The organism is Phocaeicola fibrisolvens (genome assembly GCF_025567125.1).
Taxonomy (GTDB): Bacteria; Bacteroidota; Bacteroidia; order Bacteroidales; family Bacteroidaceae; genus Phocaeicola; species Phocaeicola fibrisolvens.
The window spans coordinates 84,402-104,912 of the sequence record NZ_JAOQJI010000008.1; the positions used below are offsets into that span (position 1 = coordinate 84,402).

General features: G+C 43.8%; 14 protein-coding genes and 1 pseudogene. 8 read left to right on the top strand and 7 right to left on the bottom strand.

Translation table 11 applies throughout. From position 1 onward, the window contains the following. The first annotated feature begins 98 nt into the window (after positions 1–98). Positions 99–770: a hypothetical protein gene (locus OCV81_RS05350; RefSeq protein WP_262640154.1), complete on the top strand. Its 672-nt coding sequence runs from the start codon at positions 99–101 to the stop codon at positions 768–770. Between the two features lie 7 nt (positions 771–777). Here the strand turns inward: OCV81_RS05350 and OCV81_RS05355 are convergent. Then, positions 778–1,894 (bottom strand): annotated as a pseudogene (locus OCV81_RS05355) (ATP-binding protein); the annotation flags it as partial. A gap of 189 nt (positions 1,895–2,083) precedes the next feature. Here OCV81_RS05355 and OCV81_RS05360 point away from each other — a divergent pair. The 3 genes from OCV81_RS05360 (at position 2,084) to OCV81_RS05370 (ending at position 4,765) form a co-directional block, all read left to right on the top strand. After that, positions 2,084–2,779 (top strand): carboxypeptidase-like regulatory domain-containing protein, encoded by a 696-nt coding sequence (locus tag OCV81_RS05360; protein WP_262640170.1) that lies wholly within the window; start codon positions 2,084–2,086, stop codon positions 2,777–2,779. A gap of 66 nt (positions 2,780–2,845) precedes the next feature. Beyond that, positions 2,846–4,411, top strand: coding sequence for an outer membrane beta-barrel family protein (locus OCV81_RS05365; RefSeq protein WP_262640171.1), 1,566 nt, complete (start codon positions 2,846–2,848; stop codon positions 4,409–4,411). A gap of 3 nt (positions 4,412–4,414) precedes the next feature. Next, positions 4,415–4,765 (top strand): hypothetical protein, encoded by a 351-nt coding sequence (locus tag OCV81_RS05370; protein WP_148329039.1) that lies wholly within the window; start codon positions 4,415–4,417, stop codon positions 4,763–4,765. On the opposite strand, the gene OCV81_RS05375 is transcribed toward OCV81_RS05370, so the two are convergent. After that, positions 4,706–5,470 (bottom strand): helix-turn-helix transcriptional regulator, encoded by a 765-nt coding sequence (locus OCV81_RS05375; RefSeq protein ID WP_148329041.1) that lies wholly within the window; start codon positions 5,468–5,470, stop codon positions 4,706–4,708. The two genes, OCV81_RS05370 and OCV81_RS05375, sit on opposite strands and share 60 nt — an antisense overlap. Positions 5,471–5,591: 121 nt before the next feature. Between OCV81_RS05375 and dnaE the strand changes: the two genes are divergently transcribed. From dnaE to OCV81_RS05390, 3 genes are read left to right on the top strand one after another with little or no spacing between them, the layout of a single operon-like run. Beyond that, positions 5,592–9,389 (top strand): DNA polymerase III subunit alpha, encoded by a 3,798-nt coding sequence (gene dnaE / locus OCV81_RS05380; RefSeq protein ID WP_148329043.1) that lies wholly within the window; start codon positions 5,592–5,594, stop codon positions 9,387–9,389. A gap of 36 nt (positions 9,390–9,425) precedes the next feature. Further along, a complete protein-coding gene (trxA, locus tag OCV81_RS05385) occupies positions 9,426–9,743 on the top strand; it encodes a thioredoxin (protein ID WP_022353362.1) in 318 nt (105 codons plus the stop codon). 16 nt (positions 9,744–9,759) lie between these two features. Next, on the top strand, positions 9,760–10,095 hold the full coding sequence (locus OCV81_RS05390) for a hypothetical protein (protein WP_022353363.1): 336 nt from the start codon (positions 9,760–9,762) through the stop codon (positions 10,093–10,095). Between the two features lie 58 nt (positions 10,096–10,153). Here the strand turns inward: OCV81_RS05390 and OCV81_RS05395 are convergent, their stop codons facing one another. Both OCV81_RS05395 and OCV81_RS05400 read right to left on the bottom strand, forming a co-directional pair. Beyond that, positions 10,154–11,443, bottom strand: coding sequence for a lipocalin family protein (locus tag OCV81_RS05395; protein WP_148329045.1), 1,290 nt, complete (start codon positions 11,441–11,443; stop codon positions 10,154–10,156). A 135-nt stretch (positions 11,444–11,578) separates the two neighbouring features. Further along, positions 11,579–13,603, bottom strand: coding sequence for a tetratricopeptide repeat-containing sensor histidine kinase (locus tag OCV81_RS05400; protein WP_148329047.1), 2,025 nt, complete (start codon positions 13,601–13,603; stop codon positions 11,579–11,581). A gap of 221 nt (positions 13,604–13,824) precedes the next feature. Here OCV81_RS05400 and OCV81_RS05405 point away from each other — a divergent pair, with 221 nt between their 5' ends. Further along, the gene (locus OCV81_RS05405) at positions 13,825–14,598 is read left to right on the top strand and encodes a LytR/AlgR family response regulator transcription factor (RefSeq protein ID WP_148329049.1); all 774 of its coding nucleotides are present in this window, start codon (positions 13,825–13,827) and stop codon (positions 14,596–14,598) included. A 57-nt stretch (positions 14,599–14,655) separates the two neighbouring features. Here OCV81_RS05405 and OCV81_RS05410 read toward each other — a convergent pair whose 3' ends face one another. The 3 genes from OCV81_RS05410 to OCV81_RS05420 form a co-directional block, all read right to left on the bottom strand. Beyond that, positions 14,656–16,203 carry a sulfatase family protein gene (locus tag OCV81_RS05410; RefSeq protein ID WP_204434743.1) on the bottom strand — a complete coding sequence of 516 codons (1,548 nt, stop codon included), beginning with the start codon at positions 16,201–16,203 and terminating at the stop codon, positions 14,656–14,658. Between the two features lie 19 nt (positions 16,204–16,222). Next, entirely contained in the window at positions 16,223–17,455 is a 1,233-nt protein-coding gene (locus tag OCV81_RS05415; protein WP_022353368.1) for a glycoside hydrolase family 88 protein, read from the bottom strand. A 94-nt stretch (positions 17,456–17,549) separates the two neighbouring features. Continuing rightward, positions 17,550–20,384 (bottom strand): chondroitinase family polysaccharide lyase, encoded by a 2,835-nt coding sequence (locus OCV81_RS05420; RefSeq protein WP_148329051.1) that lies wholly within the window; start codon positions 20,382–20,384, stop codon positions 17,550–17,552. Between the last annotated feature and the right edge of the window lie 127 nt (positions 20,385–20,511).

The window sequence follows — 20,511 nt, forward strand, 5'->3', positions numbered from 1 at the left end:
GCTGAAATGTCAGGAAGATGTCAGTAAAGTTTTTTGGTCGTTATAGGCTACGGAATGTAGTTTTGTGATTGAAGTTAAAAAATAGATTGAAGTGGAATATGAAGGGAAATGTGCATTATGTAGGAATGCGTCGTTTTTTGATTCTGTTTGTGTTGGCTCTTGTGGCAGGCTCTCTTTTTATCACGCAGAAAAAGGAGAAAGACGAAACTCCGCTTCCCGAGAAACTGGAAAAGGTGATGCGTACCACGCGGATGAATACCTATCGGGACCCTTTTTATGGGTATGTGATACATTATCCGTCCTTTTTCGAGCAAGTTTCCAATCCGCAGGTGAAAGAAAAAGGATATTGCCAGTTCCGTTTTTGGAATGTGGAGCAGATTGTACAGACTGCGTTTGTGCTTCCCAATCTGGACAGCCTGACAGTGGCGCAGGGAATGTCTCGTTTTGCCCGGGAACTTCATGCCACTTATCAACGTGAGGAGGGTGATTGCTTTATCCTTTCAGGACCGCTTCATTTGGAAAACCGGGAGGTGGCAGGGCATCGCTTTTATGCCAAGTACGTGCAGTGTCAGAAACTATGGTTCGTGCAGATTCTCACTTATCCGGAAAACTGTGCGCAGGCGGTGACGCGGCTCATCCGGGAGATTGACCGTTGGAAAGTTTGGGAGAAAAAAAGGGAAAAGAAATTGCCTGAATCGTTTGACAGTGAGCCGCAGACTACTTCACCGTATGAAGGTCCTTGTTTCCCTTGGATATTGATTACCAACTGATTTCGGAGAGGAACCTCGTGAATCCTTCTTCCACCTCTTTGTTGGGGAATCCCAGATAATATGCCCGAAACTCTTTGTCGTATCCCTTGATGGTGAGATATCCGCTTTGGTACAGGATGGGTACAGGGTTGGTGTGCATCGTATCTATACCTTCCAGAGAGTCGGCATCTGCCATTTCTTCAGTGAAGCGATACAGGTTATAGCGACTGTGTTTGAGCAACTCGACCAGGAAGGTAGGTGTTCCCGTTTCGAACCAGTAGCTTCCAAACCTCATTTGGGCAAAGGTATTCAGCAGACTGAAGGGGTTGTAGATGTCTTCACTTTTTTCGGTGAAGTGATATCCGTCGTACATTTCCTTGAGCGTGGCCTTGGTCTCTTTCTCCGTCATGCCGTTCTTTTCACCCAGTTCGATGATATCCTCCTTGAAGTCACGGTATAATTCTTCCTCCGTGATACCGCACAGACTGGCGAAACGGTTATTCATGGAAATGTCCATCAGGTTGTTCAGGTCGCTGAATACGCTTACCTTGCAGAATTTGGTTACTCCGGTGAGCAAGGCAAACTTGATATACTTGTCGCAGCTTTTCATTACTCCATAAAAGGCCTTCAAGGTATTGCGGTAGTCAGTCATCAGTTCCTCGTTGCCGATGACCTGAAGCATGGGTTTGTCGTATTCATCGATTAAGGATAACCACGTTACGTCCTGTCTTTTCGGCCGCCCGCTGGATGATACCTTGAAAACGCAGGGATAGGCTGGTTTCACTGGGACGGGTGCCATATCTTGATTCCCAACCACATAGCATATCATTGAGCATGTCATACAAGCTGTCTGGCGTATCATATTTTTGAGCGTTCAGATCCAGATGCAGAATAGGATATTCAGTCCATTCTTTTTCCAGCTTTCCCATGGAAAGTCCTTCAAACAGTTCTTTTCTCCCTTGAAAATAGGCTTCCAGCGTGGAAATAAGCAAACTCTTTCCGAACCGCCTGGGACGGCTGAGAAAATAATATTTACCACTCTCGTCAAGCTTGTAAACCAATGCGGTCTTGTCGATGTAGCAGTAGTTTCCTTTGCGGATTTCTTCAAAACTTTGTATGCCTATCGGATAATTCTTTTTCATCATTGGCTTGAATTTACCTACCCATACATTATGGAGATATATGGAGGGGGATGTTTCTACAAATGTAATGAATTTTATTTCATGTACAAAGGATATGGTTTTTCTTCCTATTCTTGAAACTACCCTACAGGGTAGTGGAAAAGTCTCGCGAAGTATGGAACTTTGCAGCAGAAATTAAAAAGCTACTATGCAATGAAGAAAATGAAAAGATTCTTGTACCTGCTTATAGGTGTTGTATTGCCTGTAAGTTTATCAGCACAAACCGTAAGTGGAAGATTGATGGATGAGAACAGCCAGCCGTTACCCTACGCCAACGTGGTACTATTGTCGTTGCCGGATTCGGTGTTTGTGAGTGGGACCATCAGCGGGGAGGACGGTTCCTTTAAGCTGGAAGCCACATCGAAAAAACAAATTCTAAAAATATCCACCATTGGATATAAGACGGTGTATAAACCGATAGCTCCGGCCAATCTCGGTACTGTTCAGCTCGTAGCGGATGCACAGCAGTTGGGAGAAGTCGTAGTGAAGGCCGATTTTCCGAAAACACGTGTAAAAGGGAATGCCATGGTGACGACCGTAACAGGGAGTGTGCTGGAAAAAGCCGGAACAGGCAATGACCTGCTTGACAAAATACCAGGCTTGTCGGCTGAAGACGGCTCAGTGAATGTATTTGGAAGCGGAGCCGCGGAAATCTACATCAACGGAAGAAAAATGAGAAACAGCTCGGAACTTGACCAACTGTCGTCCGACAATATAAAGAGTGTAGAGGTACTCCGTAATCCCGGTGCCCGATACGATGCTTCGGTAAAAGCGGTTGTACGGATTATAACCAAAAAGCTACAGGGGGAAGGATTCGGCTTCAGCAACCGTGCATACTTGGGATACTAGTATGACCTTGCCCTGCTCGACCAGTTCAATTTCAATTACCGTAAGGGAGGATTCGACCTCGGAGGAATGTTATTCGGCAGGGACAACAAGTTTGAAGAGAACAAGATGCTGACACAGAAAACCTGTCTGGATAAAGTATGGACACAAAATTCGGATATGAAAAGTCCGTTTCATACCCAGAACATTGCAGCCATGCTTTCATTGAATTATCAGTTTAACGAAAATCAGGTAATGGGAGTAAGGTATGACTTTGACAGAAGCCCTCTGATTGAGATGCAGTTGAACATGAATACTTCGATTCATGTAGATAATACCCTGGAAGAAGAAAGTAAGAGTCACACACATTCAGTCACAACAAATAATAAGCATACGGTAAATGCTTATTATAACGGTAGTTTTAATGACTGGAATGTTGATTTGAATATAGACGGAATGTGGTTGGACAATAATAATCCCATTGTGACAGATGAATATGTCAGGCAATCGGACAAGACGGAAGTAAACAGCATTGTCCATACGCAGAGTAACAGTCAGAATGAACTTTATGCAGCCAAACTGATTGTTGATCATCCGTTATGGGGTGGCAGTTTCTCCATAGGCGGTGAATATACCTACAGTAACCGCACAGACAGCTACGTAAACGATGAGCATGTGATATCTGACAACGAAAACAAAATCAAAGAAAACGCCGTATCTGCCTTTGCCATGTACGCACACAGCTTCGGTCAACTACAAGCAGAGGCGGGTGTGAGGTATGAGCATCTGAACTCCGATTACTATGAGTTCGGGAAAAGGATGGATGAGCAAAGCCGTAGATATGATAATGTATTTCCTTCCATATCCCTGTCATATCCTATAGGTAAGACCCAACTAATGATAAGTTATTCAGGTAATATAGAACGACCTAGCTACAACAGGTTGTCAAGTGCAGTAATCTATGGCAATAAATATACATATGAGAGAGGGAATCCGCTTCTGTGTTCTTCGATACAGAATACCCTGTCGCTCAATACATCCTGGAAATGGTTGTATTTCAACCTGAATTACAGCCGTATTAAGGATATGCAGATACAGATAAGCAAATCCTATTCGGATGCAGATCCTTCCATTTCTCTGTTCACGTATACCAATGTTCCAAAGGTGGACAAACTGAATGCCACTTTATCTGTATCGCCGACAATTGGTATATGGTCGCCACAATTCACAGCCATGTACAGCCAGCAATGGTTTGTGATGGACACACCGGACGGGCCAAAAAAACTCAATAATCCTATCGCATTCTTCAAGTGGGGCAATACATTTAGTTTTCCCAAGGATTTTCAGCTGAACATAGATTTGGAGACTTCCACACGAGGAGAAGACAGCAGCTGCCGTATCATTGAGCCGGGAAGTTCAGTAAATCTATCCTTATATAAAGGATTTTGGGGTGGAAAATTGTCAGTCCAACTGCAGGCTAACGACCTCTTCAATACCTCATCTTCAGACATACTGGTGTACAGCGGTAACCGCCTTACCATACTTGCTCCAGAGTCGCGCCGCAGTTTTGGTATGACCATACGATACAAGTTCAATGCTACGAAGAGCAAATATAAGGGAACCGGAGCCGGAGACAGCCAGAAAAACCGTATGTAATTTATGACTGCATCAATTTCTTATATAAATCTCTCATGGGCAGTTGTGGGCATCATCGACAAGGATGTCCACAACTCCCTTCAATCCATGAAGCGTCCGGACGAACCGATAGAAGCTACCATTGAAAGGTATGTCATCGGTTATCTTGGTTTCTGGCATATTGCCTATATTGATAAAGAAAAGATGAACAGATGTGACGATGAGAAGGTAATCGAACTTGGACGGAAGAAAATGGAGGAATACATCACCTCACATCCACCTGTAGCTACTTTACCGAAGTTCTACATTGTGTTTCTAAATCAGCCTCAGATTGGCTGCGATGCCCACGGCCTCAGTGATGTTTTCTGCGTGTAGTTTCTCAAAGAGTTTCTTCTTGTGAAACTTGATGGTATTGGTATCAATAAAGAGAGTTTCTCCTATTTCCGTGTTCGACAGTCCTTTGACGGAGAGCTGGAGAATCTCCCTTTCACGGTCGGAAAGAATCAGCCTGGGCTGTTTTTTCCATCGTCTGCCCTCGAACGAATAGATATACCGGTCAGTACATGTATGGTCTGAAATAACTACATCTCCGATGTTCTTCTCCGGTGAAAGTGAAACGGTACATAGAGCCAGCCATATATCCCCTTTGTCACTCAGCAAGATGGGGGTCAATTTGTGGTGGATAAGATGCGAATGTCTTTCTGAGGAACAGATATGAAAGTTATACTCAATGGACAAGTCAAGTCTTTTTTCTACCGGCTGGTCATAGTAAAACCGGAATCCGGCCTCGTTGATTTCCATCAGACGGTTTATTTCGTCAGGTGGAACCACCTCAAAATAGAAGGCATAACCCTTATGTCGCACTTCTTCCGGTGAACGGCCGCAGAGAAACAGGGGGTTAGACGATACATAAAGGAAATTTTTGCGGTTATAGTCGATGATGTACAGACTATGATTGGTGTTGCGGGCCAACGCATCGGCCATAGAAATGCAAACAGCCGTTTGGGCATATTCGCTGTCGGCGATTTGCATGTGTGAATTGAGGGGACGGAAAAATTGGTTGAGCTCGTGTGATGTCATATTGCTATCTTGTTTTGCGCTGTAAAGGTAAGGAAATTTTTCTTTAAAAATTTTGAGCTGTCTTGTCTCTTCCCTAAAAGATGGGTATCTTTGACTCGTTTTTCATTTAACATTGACACTCATGCAGGATTTTGTTCATTTGCACGTTCATACGCAGTATTCTATTCTTGACGGACAGGCTTCTATTCCCCGCCTGGTAGACAAGGCGATAGCCAACGGTATGCGGGGTATCGCAGTGACCGACCACGGAGATATGTTCGGTATCAAGGAGTTCTTCAACTATGTCAACAAGAAGAACGGGGGTACGAACGGGGAAATTAAGGATTTGAAGAAGAAAATTGCCGCCCTCGAAAGCGGTAAGGAAGAATCGGAAAACCCCGAAGCGGAGATTGCGGCTTGCAAGGAACAGCTGGAGGCAGCGAAAAAGAAACTGTTCAAACCGATTTTCGGTTGCGAGATGTACGTGGCGCGCCGTCGGCTGGAAGACAAGGAAGGAAAGCCCGACCAGAGCGGATATCACCTGGTGGTGCTGGCCAAGAACCTGAAAGGTTATCATAACCTGATTAAGCTGGTGTCGAAGGCATGGACCAAGGGATTCTACATGCGTCCGCGTACAGACCGTACGGAACTGGAAAAATACCACGAGGGCTTGATTGTGTGCTCTGCCTGTTTGGGAGGGGAAGTGCCCCGACGCATCACAGCCGGACAGTTTGAGGAGGCCGAGGAGGCAATCCGCTGGTACAAGAACCTGTTTGGAGATGATTATTACCTGGAGTTGCAGCGCCATAAGGCCACTGTGCCCCGTGCCAATCATGAGGTGTATCCCATGCAGCAAGTGGTGAATGAGAAGCTGATTGAATATGCCAAGAAATACAATATCAAGCTGGTATGTACGAACGACGTACACTTTGTGGACGAGGAAAATGCTGAGGCCCACGACCGGCTTATCTGTCTGAGTACCGGAAAAGACTTGGACGACCCGAACCGTATGCTTTATACCAAACAGGAATGGATGAAGACGCGGGAGGAGATGAACGAGATTTTTGCCGATGTGCCGGAAGCGTTGAGCAATACGGTGGAGGTGTGCGACAAGGTGGAATTTTATTCCATAGACCATGCGCCCATCATGCCGACGTTTGCCATTCCGGAGGACTTTGGTACGGAAGAGGAGTATCGCAAGAAGTTCACGGAAAAGGACTTGTTTGACGAATTTACCCGCGACGAGAACGGCAATGTGGTGATGGATGAGGCGGCGGCCAAGGCAAAGATTGAACGTCTGGGAGGATATGAGAAGTTGTATCGTATCAAGCTGGAAGCGGATTATCTGGCAAAACTGGCCTACGATGGGGCAAAAAGACGTTATGGTGAAAACCTGTCGGAAGAGGTGCAGGAACGTATTAAGTTTGAGTTGCATATCATGAAGACCATGGGTTTCCCGGGATACTTCTTGATTGTGCAGGACTTTATCAATGCGGCGCGTAACCAGCTGGATGTATCGGTAGGACCGGGACGTGGTTCGGCAGCCGGTTCGGCAGTGGCTTACTGTCTGGGTATTACACAGATTGACCCGATTCAGTATGACTTGCTGTTCGAGCGTTTCTTGAATCCCGACCGTATCTCCTTGCCGGATATCGATGTGGACTTCGATGATGACGGTCGAGGCCGCGTGTTGAACTGGGTTACAGAGAAGTACGGACAGGAGAAGGTGGCCCATATCATTACGTATGGTACCATGGCCACAAAGCTGGCTATCAAGGATGTGGCCCGTGTGCAGAAACTCCCGCTTTCGGAGTCCGACCGTTTGTGTAAACTGATTCCGGATAAGATTCCCGATAAAAAACTGAATTTGCCGAATGCCATTGCGTATGTGCCGGAGTTGCAGGAGGCAGAAGTATCGCCGAATCCGATTTTGCGTGACACTATCAAGTATGCCAAGATGCTGGAAGGTAACGTGCGCAATACGGGCGTGCATGCCTGTGGTACGATTATCTGCCGTGATGATATTACCGACTGGGTACCGGTAAGTACAGCCGACGACAAGGAAACCGGAGAGAAGATGCTGGTAACCCAGTATGAAGGTTCGGTGATTGAAGATACCGGATTGATCAAGATGGACTTCCTGGGACTGAAAACGCTGTCCATCATCAAGGAGGCCATTGAGAATATCCGTCAGAGCAAGGGCATTGTATTGAATATTGATGAAGTGCCGATTGATGATCCGGCAACTTACCGCTTATATAGTGATGGAAGAACGATTGGTACGTTCCAGTTTGAATCGGCAGGTATGCAGAAATATCTGCGTGAGCTTCAGCCGAGTACGTTCGAAGACTTGATTGCCATGAATGCCCTTTATCGTCCGGGACCGATGGATTACATTCCGGACTTTATCGACCGTAAGCATGGCCGGAAACCGATTGAGTATGATATCCCGGTGATGGAGAAATACCTGAAGGATACGTATGGTATTACGGTGTATCAGGAGCAGGTGATGTTGCTGTCGCGTTTGCTGGCCGACTTTACCCGAGGCGAATCGGATGCCTTGCGTAAGGCCATGGGTAAGAAGTTGCGTGACAAACTGGACCACATGAAGCCAAAGTTTATTGAGGGCGGAAAGAAAAACGGACACGACCCGAAGGTGCTCGAAAAGATTTGGGCCGACTGGGAAAAGTTTGCTTCATATGCCTTCAACAAGTCGCATGCCACTTGTTATTCGTGGGTAGCTTATCAGACGGCTTTCCTGAAAGCGAACTATCCGTCGGAATATATGGCTGCTACGATGAGCCGGAACATTTCGAACATTACGGAAATCACGAAACTCATGGACGAATGTAAGGCCATGGGAATTCATGTGCTCGGACCGGATGTGAACGAAAGTAATCTGAAGTTTTCTGTCAATCATCACGGAGATATCCGTTTTGGATTGGGAGCAATTAAGGGAGTAGGTGAGTCGGCTGTGCAGAGTATCTTGGAGGAACGTCGTAAGCATGGAGCTTTTAAGGGAATCTTCGATTTTGTACAGCGGGTCAACCTGTCGGCATGTAACCGTAAGAATATAGAGAACCTGGCATTGGCTGGAGGATTCGACAGTTTCCCTGAAATCAAACGGGAAGATTTCTTTGTGAAGAATGCCAAAGATGAATCGTTTTCGGATGTGCTGGTGCGTTACGGAAATAAGTATCAGATGGACAAAGCAGCTGCCGTGAATTCGCTTTTCGGAGGGGAACATGAGGTGGAAGTGGCCACTCCGGAGATTGTGGCTGCTCCGGCATGGAGTGATTTGGAGCGGTTGAATAAGGAACGTGAACTGGTGGGAATCTATTTGTCGGCTCATCCATTGGATGAATTTGCAGTGATTTTGGAAAATGTGTGCAACGTACACATGGCTGAATTGGCCGATTTGACTCCGTTGCAGAATCGTGATTTGATACTGGGAGGCATTGTGACAGGTGTACGTGAAGGATATACCAAAACAGGAAAACCATACGGTATTGCCAAAATGGAGGATTATTCGGGTACGGCTGAATTTGCCTTTTTCGGCAATGAATGGGTAGAAAAGAAAAACTTTTTCATGGAAGGGATGTTCCTTTTTATGAAAGGGAAGTGTCAGCCTAAGCAATGGAGGCAGGAAGAATGGGAGGTAAAGATTAACTCCATAGAACTGTTGCCGGAAGTAAAAGAGAAAGTCATCGAAAAACTGACAGTGACCGCTCCTCTCTCGGCGATTGATGACCAGATGATTATGGAATTCTCTTCTTTGGTGAAAGATTGTCCAGGAAATGCGGAACTGCATTTTTTGGTGCGCGACGAAGACGGACAGATGTATGTCAACCTGATGTCGCGTACGATGAAGATTTCTGTACAGAAAGACCTGGTGAATTATTTAAAAAACCAGCCAATGTTGGACTATAAAATAAATTAGTATATATTTGCGTAGAACTTAAAAACATAAATGATTATGGCATTGAACATTAAAGATGACAATTTTGAAGCTATTGTAGCTGAAGGTAAACCGGTGGTGTTGGATTTTTGGGCTACATGGTGTGGTCCTTGTAAACAAATCGCTCCATATATTGAAGAACTGGCAGAAGAATATAAGGATAAGGTGAATATTGGTAAATGTGATGTGGATGAAAATGCAGATCTTCCTGTACAGTTCGGTGTCCGCAGTATCCCTACCGTGCTGTTTATCAAAGATGGTAAGGTAGTCGACAAGCAGGTAGGAGCTACCCCCAAGGCAGCTTTGCAGGAAAAGGTAGAAGCTTTGTTGAAATAATTTAATCGGATAGGTTATGGGAATGGAAGACGATTTCTTGTTGGAAGATGAGGACGATGAAAAGACCATCGAGTTCATCAAGAACTATTTGCCTCAGGACATGAAAGAGGTTTTCTCGGACGATGACTTGTACTACATTCTGGATTTGATTGTGGATTACTATACCACAAGCGGTTGTCTGGACGCACAGCCGGACGACGAAGGCTATATCAATATCGACCAGGATGAAATTGTGAACTACATCGTCAAGGAGTCTACGAAGGATGGAATGGGCCCGTTTGATCCGGATGCGATTTTCTTTGTCGTGCAGGGTGAAATGGAATATGGCAATCAGTTAGGACAAGTAGAGTAACAAAGTACCATATTATCGTAAAAAAATCCGGACTTGTAAGTCCGGATTTTTTTATGGTTTATAGTCTACGGAATTCCATATAGAACAAGTCTCCGTCTTCATCTATTGATTCAAGGTAGATGATGTGATCTGTAAGCTTGGTGATTGTAAAGGTTTCCATTTCCCCATCAGCTGTAAGGGTTAATTTATGAGAATTATTGTTGTAAGTATAATTAAAGGTCATTCTTATTCCATCCTCAATCCAAATGATGTCGTTGAAATTTTGTCGGAATTGGCAGGTAATGGGACTTCCATCGTCAATGTTAAAGCTAGTCCATTCGCCACCGTATAAAAGAGATTCATCTCCTACCACAAGTTCATCTGGTTCTGGGATGCGGAACAATGTCATTGCTCCTACCTTGGTAAGATTATTTTCTTCATCCAAGCCGAATTCTTCGATAGAGAGTATATCTTGTGTTACTTTTGTTACTTGCCAGTATCCACCTTCCCAAGTTCCATCTTCAAAGAAATAGATGCGATTATATTCATCGTATTTGAATGGTACAGTGTATGGTATTCGTTCTTCTCCCTCATACATGGTAAATAATTTGTTGCCATCTTCGTTTGTCAATTTCAGTATTGGTCGTCCGGCTACTCCCCATTTCCCATAAAGCAACTCCATCCAGGCAGTGTTTACGTATGCGGTTAGCGTAAGTTCTTGTCCATCGTTGTCCTTTACTTTCAGCGTATCATTGGTCAAAGAAAGAATGGTCCATCTCACTACTTTGCCATCTATATGATGGAGCGTAAGCAGTGTGTTGGCTTCATCATATTCATAAGTGATATCATTGGCCGATGTTGCTTCTTTGGCTTTGTAACTACCGTTACCGTCACGATTGAAGGTATAGATGTCTTCTGTTTCTGAAATCCAGGTATTGTATAGCAGATTAATGTCAATGACGGGTGCTGAAGTGGCATCTTTTCTCAGGGTAATCAATTCCCCCTCTTCATCTTTTATTTTCAGCGTATCATCGCTCAGTGTGACAATCGTCCATCGCATGGTTTCTCCATCGAAATGAATCGTAAGTGCTTGGGTTGATTCTTCATACGAATAAGTAAACGGATAAGTTTCAGTAGCGCGTGAACTAGCCTTGTGTATCAGTTTAGCTGCATATACATCGTCAGTTTCAGTGTAGACTCCGGTTCCGTCCGCATTGAATGTGATGTAGGTACCTTCTCCCATATACCAGGTCTTGATAAGTTGGGAAGGAATGTTTCCGATGTTTTCATCCTCGTTGCTGCAGGAGGATACTCCTATCAGGATGAACATGAGCAACATGAGTGTGCTCGTTAATTTTAAAACTCTCATAACTTTGAAATTTAATGATATTATGCTGCAAATATCCCGAAATATTTGTGGAGGGACAAATCGGAAATTTCTCTTTTCTGTATGAGAGTGAGTAAATTGAGCATATCTTGCTATATTCTCTGCATGAGATGTAGCTTATTGCCACTCATAAGAGTACTGATAAGGGATAAAGATACTGATGGTAGTTCCTTCTTCCTTCCCGGGCAATATCTGAAATGTTATTTTTTGTTTGTTATGGGTGTTCAATAACTGTATACTTTGATAAATAATTCTGAGACCGGTTCCTGTACTTTCCAGTTTATTGTTGGATGGCGCAAATGGAGCGTATTTGTGTCCGTTGTTGTGGATGTGAATGTGGACTCCTTGGCTGTCTTCTTCTATAATGAGATCAATGTGGCCAGTTTGATTTAGGTTCACAAACCCATGCTTGATTGCATTCTCAACAGGGATTTGTATCATCATGGAAGGAATCTGTATGTTGTCTATATTCCCTTGTTTATGCAGACTGAATGTGAATTGTTTACCTGTATCTTGCAGCAGTGCCACATAGTTGGATACGAAATCAAGTTCTTCAGAGAGAGGAATCGCAAAACGGTTGGACATATCCAGCCCCTTACGTAACAGTCGGGTGAGTCGTATTAGCCGTTGATGTTCGGAGGTAGATTCCGGGTGCTGATTTATTTCATTGTTCAACACATTGAAGAGAAAATGAGGTGAAATCTTTTCTCTGATATTTTGCATTTTCAGTTTACTGATTTCGTATATATGTTGTTTAAATTCTTGTTGCTGGTTCTTTCTTACCCGTCTTTTATATTCGATAAAATACACGATAAGCCCTAAAATGAGAACGGTACCTAAGGCAACCTCTAATTGTAGAGTTTTTATTTCATTTTTCTGATTATTTATCATTATTCGGTTTTTAAGATGTGTCGTATCATTTTTATATCGTAAATCAAGCTCTGCCACATAATTATTGTGTTCTTCGCTCCGGATAGAGTCTTCTATTGGTAGCTGAGTTTCTAATATTTCTAGGGCTTTGTGGTAATTTCCTATACGTTTATAGTATTCGGTTAGTATTTCGTTTCGCCTTTGCTGGTAGTTTATAGGCACATTTAAAGTACTGTCATGTGAAATCTGTTGAACCAAATGAGCAGCCGTCTGTAGGTCATTTTGCTTCAAAGCAAGTTCCAGTTCCATTGTCATGATATAATAAATACTGATTATTCCTTTGATACTTTGGAAATAGGATTTAGCTTTTTGCAGATAATTTTTGGCTTTATCCAAATCTTTGTTTAGTTTGATAGACAGGTCTGCATAGTTTGCTTCTAATGTGGCATATTCTAAAGGCATGTCATTTTTGCGTTGTGCTACTTCATCAAATATTTTCATCAGATAATTCCATGATTCTTCATACTTTTTTTGGTAGTAGTAGAAATTGACGAAAGTGTTTAACAGAAAATATCTGTTATATAGTGGCATGTTATTTTTTTGTGGATAGACCTTATTTAAATAATAATGGGCTTGTGTATAATTTTTCAGTTGTACATAGCAGAATGCCAGCATGAAATAACTGTTGTATCTGTAAATCTGAGGAAGAGACAGCGAGTCGCATATAAAGAGAGCTTTTCTGTAGCAATAAGCTTGCATGGGAAGGTCATTTAGTGTGTAGTACACATAGCCTAAATTATTATAGACATTGGGCAGTCTTTTGTGCATATTTCCTTTTTGGTAATATTGAATAGATTTCTCGTAAGCTGTTTTGGCAGATAAAGGTTGGTTGGCGTTTTCCAGCAAAGAGGCTTTGTTGTTTTCTACTATTCCAAGAGTGAGGCAATGAATTGGCAATAATTCGGGAAGACGAAGGCAAAACTTCTCACATCTGTTTATATAATAGAATGCAGAATCCTCCTGTTGTCTTGTCATAAGTAAGGAAGAATGTACGGCTTCTGCATAATAATATTCTGTACTGTCCTGTGCTTGTCGCTTGGCCTTCTCCAATAACATTTCAACTTCCTGGGGGTTGTATCTGATAAGTGAATCCTGTAGCAATGTAGTGAGTTGGACAGAGGATGATTTTTCATAGTCTATGGTGTGCTTGCATCCGCTACTAAAGAGGCAGGCTACCAAGCAGGCACATAGTAAGTAAATAATGCTTTTCATAATTTAGGGGACACGTTAATATTTTCTGAGAACAAAAATACAAATTTTTATGGCCGATATTATAAATATTGATTCAGGCGTTTAATTTAGTGCATAAAATACGAATAATTCTGAATAATGTGATAAAATAAATACATTGGAAGCTTTGCTTCAGAAGTGAGGAAGTTGGATTGTTTGGTATTGTTTTCTACATTTGTGTGAGTTTTAAAAAAACGGTTTTGATGGAGCAAAAGGCATATAAAATATTTATTATAGAGGATTCAGATAAAGATAGGGAGTTATTGGAAAAAAGTCTTGCGTCATATAATCTGTTTCAAGTTGTAGGGTGTTTGCCTGGAGGTTCCGGAGCTTTGGCTCTCATTCAGCGTTTACATCCTGATTTGCTTTTTATTGACGTAGAATTGCCGGGGCTTCCTGGGTACGAGATTGTTAATAAGCTCCATGAGGTGGTTATGTGGGATATGAAAGTGGTTTTTTACACTGCTTATCCTCACTATATGTTGGAAGCGATACGAAGTGCCGCTTTTGATTTTTTGCTGAAACCTTTTGAGATGAAAGAACTGGACTTAATTATAAATCGTTTTGTGCAGGCAAAAATAGAAAAAAAAGAAGAGATAAATAGCGTGAGTGTTATGCGTGGGGTGGAAGGGGAAAGCGGTAAAGGTACATTTTCCATCCAGTTGCCGACGGGGGAGATTCGTGTATTGCGTCTTTCAGAAATTGGATATTTTAAATTTAATGCTTCACGCAGGTGCTGGGAAGTCTTTTTATTCATTCAGAAATTGCTGGCCATGCGTTCTTCCATCAATGCCATGAATATCTTGGGATTTTCTTCTCAGTTTGTGCAAATACATAAGTCATATATCATTAATATCCAGCATCTTGCCATGATAGACGGAGATGAGTGCATTATGTATCCACCGTTTAATGGAGAGAGACTGCCTATTTCGAGCAAGTATAAGAAGGCACTGCAAAGTAGCTTTATTCAGTTATAAATCAGAATCCCCGTTTTTCGGGAGGTACCTGAAAAACGGGGATTCTGATTTAATGTTTTAATAAGGAAGGATATCCGAAAGTATTTTTTGCTGATACCAAGGATCATCAATCTCTTTTAATTGTCTGGCCAGTTCCTGATAGAGTTCTTTCACAATCTCCGGATGTTCTTCCGGTGAAAGATTTTGTAACTGGTAGGGATCTTTCACATCGTCAAACAAAAGAGTTTGTGTCAGTTTGTTGTCTCGGTCGATGTACAGAGCCAATGTATAATGCAGTGTCTTGATTCCTCTGGAGCGAGGGAAATAAGAGATTACATTGCCGTCTTTATCTTTATCGCCATCCATGTTTTGAATGTATAAAGCGCCCGTAGGACGAGTGATGGTCTGCACAGAATCTTCATAGAAAAGAGGTGCATAATTACTTCCCTGTACAGTTGTCGGGATATCTTTTCCCAAATTACAAAGTCCCAGCAAGGTAGGCATAATGTCTGGAGAAGATAACAGCAGGTTGTCTACTCGTGCACGTATGTGTCCCGGGTAACGGATAAGGAAAGGCACATTCATGGATTCTGCGTAGGGTGAGTTCTTCGGGTCGTCCGTAAACTGGCTACACATGGTTTCTCCGTGGTCGGAGGTGAACACGACAATGGTGTTTTTGTCGAGGTTTAACTCTTTCAGGCAATCCAGAATCTGTCCGAAAGCGCGGTCCACTCCGCTGACAGAAGCAAAGTAGTAGGGCGCAGACTCCGCTTTCTTCCGTTTCTTGTCGGCATTGGGACGAATCAGCAGGCTGTCTATTGGCTGGTCTTTATACAAGTTGAAGTCTTCCTCCATGCAGTCGTTGAGTGAGCGGTACGGGCTATGCGGCGGGTTCATGCCTACCATGATAAAGAATGGTTTTTTAGGGTCCCGTTGGTTTTTCTCGTTACGCAGGTAAGAGATGACTTGCTTGGCTTCGTGAAGTGGTGACCATTCCTTCGGGTCATGGCGCTTCCCTTCAGTATCCCAATAGTGTGGGTTTTTATGTTCGTCAAACGTGCCGTAAGAATACCAGTAATTGAACCCATGGCGCCGTTCTTTGGGAGTATAAGCATCCCAAACCGGGCGTTGGGTTTCTACGTATTCACCCGGATGAGCCGGGTCGTTGGGCGTAGGAAAGTCAGCATGCAGCTTACCGAAGTAAGCACAGTCATAGCCGTTTTTGCTGAATACGTCGCTTACGCACTCCACGTCGGTACGGAGGGAACTGATAGGACGTGTGGAATTACAGTTCAGAGGTATTCCACTTTTGTTGGGATACATGCCAGTTAGCAGAGAGCCTCTGTGCGGACTGCTCAGCGGGCAGTTGCTCATGGCAGAAGAAAGTACCAGTGATTCTTTGGCAAAACTGTCGATGTGGGGAGTATATACCGGGTCGGCTGCAAAGTGAATGTGCTCCTTAAAGCCCTTTTCATGCCAAAACCCCATTGCCATATTACGGTACTGGTCGGGAAACACGTAAATGACATTGGGGTATTCTTGCTCAGCAATTTGCTGTTTGCTGGCACAACTTTGCAATGACAACAACCCGAGTCCTCCTATTAGTGAATAGGAAAGGTGTTTCATGGCGGTTGGTTAGGTTAGATTATTCGTTGACGAAAGAGAACGGCTGATTGTTTTCGATATTTCTCTTACGAATCAGTGCCTCTTCATAATAATAGTCGGCATAGTTCAATGGCACATCAATTTCTGCACCGTGAGGAATACTTCCTACAGAATGCATCAGGATAAAGTTGCCATTTTCTCCTACTTTTGCCTTGTAGTCAGGACCAGAAAGATTCTTCACAATTTTGTCGGCCAGTTCCTTGTAGTTCTTTCCCGGACAATATCCGTCCATTTCATACAAGGCAGAAGCCAGACATGCAGCGGTAGATACATCTCTCGGTTCGTTTGGAATATTAGGTGCATCGAAATCCCAGTAAGGAATCAGGTCTTTCGGCAGATTCTTGTCGTTCAGGTAGAAATTCAGGGTCTTTTCAGCCTGGTCCAAATAACGTTTGTCGTGTGTATAACGGTAGCACGTTGTAAAACCGTATACAGCCCATGCTTGTCCGCGAGCCCATGCCGACTCATCGGCGTAACCTTGTGCAGTCTGACGGTTTCTTACGCTTCCATCTTTCAAAGAGTAGTCCACTACGTGGTAACAGCTGTTGTCCGGACGGAAATGGTTCTTCATGGTTGTATTGGCGTGTGAAACGGCAATTTTATAGAACGTTGAATCACCGGACAGGCGAGTAGCTTCGAACAGCAGCTCCAGGTTCATCATATTGTCGATGATAACCGGACATTCCCATCCGCGTTCACCCTGCCATCCTCTGTCGGCATCCCATGACTGAATGACGCCAGCTACCGGACGGAAGCGGGTAGAAAGAGACTGTGCAGCTGTGATGATGACATCTTTGTATTCCGGTTTCTTGCACAAGCGATAGCCTGTCAGGTAACTGCATCCAATCATGAAACCTACATCATGATGCCATTTCAGGTACTTCACAGAGTCAAGGTCTTCTGTATATTTTTCTGCGAGTTTTTTCCATTTTTCATTTTTAGTCAGGTCATAATCCAGCCACATGGTGCCAGGGAAGAAGCCGCTGGTCCAGTCATCAATGGGAACATATACGATGTTGCCTTTTTCATCGATGGTACGAGGGTTCAGAATCTTGCCACTTTTTTCAATCAGGTCGGTCTGCAAAGTGTGCTGAGCTTCGATGTTCTTGATTTCATTTTCCAGGAAGTTGTCTGTCTCCGCTGGCTTTTGCTGGCAGGCAGTAAAGGCAAGCGCCAGCATACTGATGAATCCTAAGTGCTGTTTGATCTTCATACGATTGTTTTTAAAAAGAGATTGTTTTTGAATTTGTTTCCAAAGTTAGTCTTCTTATGGGATTTTGATAGGGTAAAATTGTTCAAAAAGCGTCTTATTCTGTTTGTTGTACAGAAGTTAGCCTGAACTCTTGCGGTTGTCCGTCCTGACAGGTCACTTGAATTATCGTATTACCATCCGAATCATGCTGGAAACGGATTTGTGGATTGTCGGCGACGGTCCATTTCCCTTTCACGGTAATTTGCTTTATCAGTGGACGGCTAGGTTGTGCGGTTGTATAAGTTTTTTCGGAGATGTTCAGGTTGGGTGAGCAAATGCTGAGCCAGACCGACTGACCTTCCGGTTTGTACATGACCAGTGTTTCGGCATCGGCCTTCTGGAGGAAGGGGGCTTGCGTGCAATTGTAGGTTTCGAAGAAAGCGCAGGCAGTGACCTGTGTCAGTTTGTCGAACAGGATGTGTGCCTGGTTGTCGTGCTGCTGTATCGTATAACTTTCGAGGGCACTTTTCCTTTCTTCGGCAGTGGGCTGGAGCAAAATCAGGTATTCATATTGTGCATTCTGGGGAGCTTTTCCGTGGTTAATCCATGCGGTAAGGAAGTTACCCTCTGTCGCTTTTTTATTTTTATTGTGGAAGGAATGTTGCAGTCCTTCGGCTTGTTGTACTTCTCCGTCTTTCACATAAAAATAGTTTCCGAAAGGATCTCGAAGTATTTGGGGGTCCGTTTGAATGTATCTCTTGTAATTTTTAGGAAGGGCACATTGAAACAGAGTGGTTTCGGTAGGGTAGTCCGAATTGCTGTTGTGAATGCCGCTTCCCAGACAGATAATCCGGTTGCCGAAACATGCTACGGATTTGCGGGCCACGAAATCAGGTGTAAAGTTAGGCAACTCGCCTTCCGTAAGTTTCATGGCAAAAAGTCCGTATTTTCCTTTCAGAGAACTGCATCCCGAGAAGTTTTCTTTGGAACGGACCATAGTGGTACCCTTGCGTGGACTGTCGAGCAGATGAAAAGGAAGGTGAATAGTGGTGGTGCCTGGCAACCGATTCCAGTCCCAACCTTCTTCTTTAAAGCCGCTACCCTTACGGGATACAGGTTTCCCGTTGCCCATCAACAGGACTGCTCCGTAACTTTGGTAACGTCCGTAGCGGTTGTCTTTCTGATAGATTTCAGCTCCCCATACATCCGTGTTATAGCCTTTTAGGGTGACCATGTATTTCCCGTACCGGTAAATTCCGGCTGATCCGTAATTAAAAACAAAGAAACCTTCCGGATTGGAGGCAGCTTGGCAACCTTCTGCGACGAAATAGTTGTGCATGACAGTCGGGTTCGGTTGCAGGCGAAGGTAATCTGCTGCCAACTGACGGTCGAACGCCTGTCCTTCTTTTTTCTCGGCCAGTGCCAGCATGGCAAAAGCTTCAATATCCGATTTCTCCATTTTTCCACTGAAGGGATGTCGTCCGCCTAGTGAAAGAGCCCATTCTTGCCAGTTACAATAATTGCGCATGCTTTCCAAAGCCAGACGGAATACCGTTCGTCCTTGTGGAGTGATTTGATAGGGTGTGTCAAGTGTAAAGCCGATGTAGCTTCCGACGGCTCCTAGCGCTCCGGTGGTGTATCCTGGATAAAATCCTCCGTGGTGAAAGGCCGTTCCATCCACCTTGATACCTCCTAAAGTGCCCGGAGTGAAACGTAGTGAGCTGGATAACCATTGAGATAACTGAGTCATCCGATGGGCTTTTTCTGTATCTTTTTCTGGAAGCAGGGCTGCAATTACTTTGGGTATTAGTAAGGTATGCCATGTGTCGAGCAGTTCATCTCTTCCTTCTTTGCAAGGTTTTCTTGTTTCTTGAATTCCAGACCAATAAGTAAGCATATCCATTATGTCCTTTTTGTCGGGTTGCTGACAGATTTCTTTTCGCATCAGCCAGGCAGAAAGATAGATTTGTCGGGTCTGGTAGCCATAATGATGGTTGGTACCCATGCCGCTTCCGTAGGCAAATCCCTGGTTGATGGCATAGCGGAATGTCTCGAAATAAAGCTCCCGAGCGTGCAGGTTTCCGTTGAAGAGATAGTCGGCGGCGAATCCACTTAACATATTTTCTACATCCTGCCAGGTAATATCCTCTGCTGATTTCTCATCGGGGGCTACAAGAGGTTTGCCGATGTATCCGTTGCCAGACTTTTGGATGTGACAGCTTTCGAAGAGGCTTGTTGCCTGGGAAATGTATTTTCGGGAGAGGTTTTCACGGCAATAATCTGAAACTTTTTCCATTATTCTTTGCAGGGTTTCCTTTTCCTGTGTGGTGAGTTTCTTGGGGCTGTTGGGCAGATCTTCGTATTGCTCCCATTCCCAAAGCCTACACCAGTGCCATAGATTGCGTGAACTCAGTGAATTGTTATCCGGCATTTGTTTGTCGGGTGTGGTACGGTCGTTGATTTTTTTGACAGGATAAGTCATCCGGTCCAGGTAAATTTTGCCTTTTGTAGCAGGTGAGGTTATCCGGCATTGGGCAAGAGACAGGTTCTCTTTCTTTCCTTGCATGTGTTTGAAGCCTATCCAGCAAGCTCTCCATCCGGTGGCGGCCAGATGGAAACTGAATTGGAACTGTACGGTTCCTTTTTCATCCAGGAATTCAAAGCGCAGGGAGTCCTTTTGAGGAATTTCATTGTAGATCCATAGCGTAATGCCATAGTTCTGCACTGTGGAAGAATTGAGCTGTACGGGAACATGAAAAATCAGGTAGGACTGGGGCTGGTAATCCCATTCCAGGCTTTTCCTTCCTTCTTTATAATAGGTGGTGCTGAGACTGATACGATTTCCTTCCGTTGTTTGTATAGAGGAAGGAATCGCATCTTCGAAGTCGTATTTTTCAGCTTGTACGTATAAAGTGGAAAGGAGAAAAAAAAGGAAGAAAAGACATTTCATACCATTGTGATTTAAGTTTTTGTATTAATTTTTTATCTAGAAACAAATAAAATAATTTTAGAGTCGATTAATGTTCTTAAATTGTACAAATGGTGTATTGATATTGTCTTTTTTGTTTTTTTGCCCT

Excerpts from the sequence above, each read along its gene's own strand:
- OCV81_RS05350 (WP_262640154.1), top strand. The coding sequence starts at position 99 with ATGAAGGGAAATGTGCATTATGTAGGAATGCGTCGTTTTTTGATTCTG.
- OCV81_RS05360 (WP_262640170.1), top strand. The coding sequence starts at position 2,084 with ATGAAGAAAATGAAAAGATTCTTGTACCTGCTTATAGGTGTTGTATTG.
- OCV81_RS05365 (WP_262640171.1), top strand. The coding sequence starts at position 2,846 with ATGTTATTCGGCAGGGACAACAAGTTTGAAGAGAACAAGATGCTGACA.
- OCV81_RS05370 (WP_148329039.1), top strand. The coding sequence starts at position 4,415 with ATGACTGCATCAATTTCTTATATAAATCTCTCATGGGCAGTTGTGGGC.
- OCV81_RS05375 (WP_148329041.1), bottom strand. The coding sequence starts at position 5,470 with ATGACATCACACGAGCTCAACCAATTTTTCCGTCCCCTCAATTCACAC.
- dnaE (WP_148329043.1), top strand. The coding sequence starts at position 5,592 with ATGCAGGATTTTGTTCATTTGCACGTTCATACGCAGTATTCTATTCTT.
- trxA (WP_022353362.1), top strand. The coding sequence starts at position 9,426 with ATGGCATTGAACATTAAAGATGACAATTTTGAAGCTATTGTAGCTGAA.
- OCV81_RS05390 (WP_022353363.1), top strand. The coding sequence starts at position 9,760 with ATGGGAATGGAAGACGATTTCTTGTTGGAAGATGAGGACGATGAAAAG.
- OCV81_RS05395 (WP_148329045.1), bottom strand. The coding sequence starts at position 11,443 with ATGAGAGTTTTAAAATTAACGAGCACACTCATGTTGCTCATGTTCATC.
- OCV81_RS05400 (WP_148329047.1), bottom strand. The coding sequence starts at position 13,603 with ATGAAAAGCATTATTTACTTACTATGTGCCTGCTTGGTAGCCTGCCTC.
- OCV81_RS05405 (WP_148329049.1), top strand. The coding sequence starts at position 13,825 with ATGGAGCAAAAGGCATATAAAATATTTATTATAGAGGATTCAGATAAA.
- OCV81_RS05410 (WP_204434743.1), bottom strand. The coding sequence starts at position 16,203 with ATGAAACACCTTTCCTATTCACTAATAGGAGGACTCGGGTTGTTGTCA.
- OCV81_RS05415 (WP_022353368.1), bottom strand. The coding sequence starts at position 17,455 with ATGAAGATCAAACAGCACTTAGGATTCATCAGTATGCTGGCGCTTGCC.
- OCV81_RS05420 (WP_148329051.1), bottom strand. The coding sequence starts at position 20,384 with ATGAAATGTCTTTTCTTCCTTTTTTTTCTCCTTTCCACTTTATACGTA.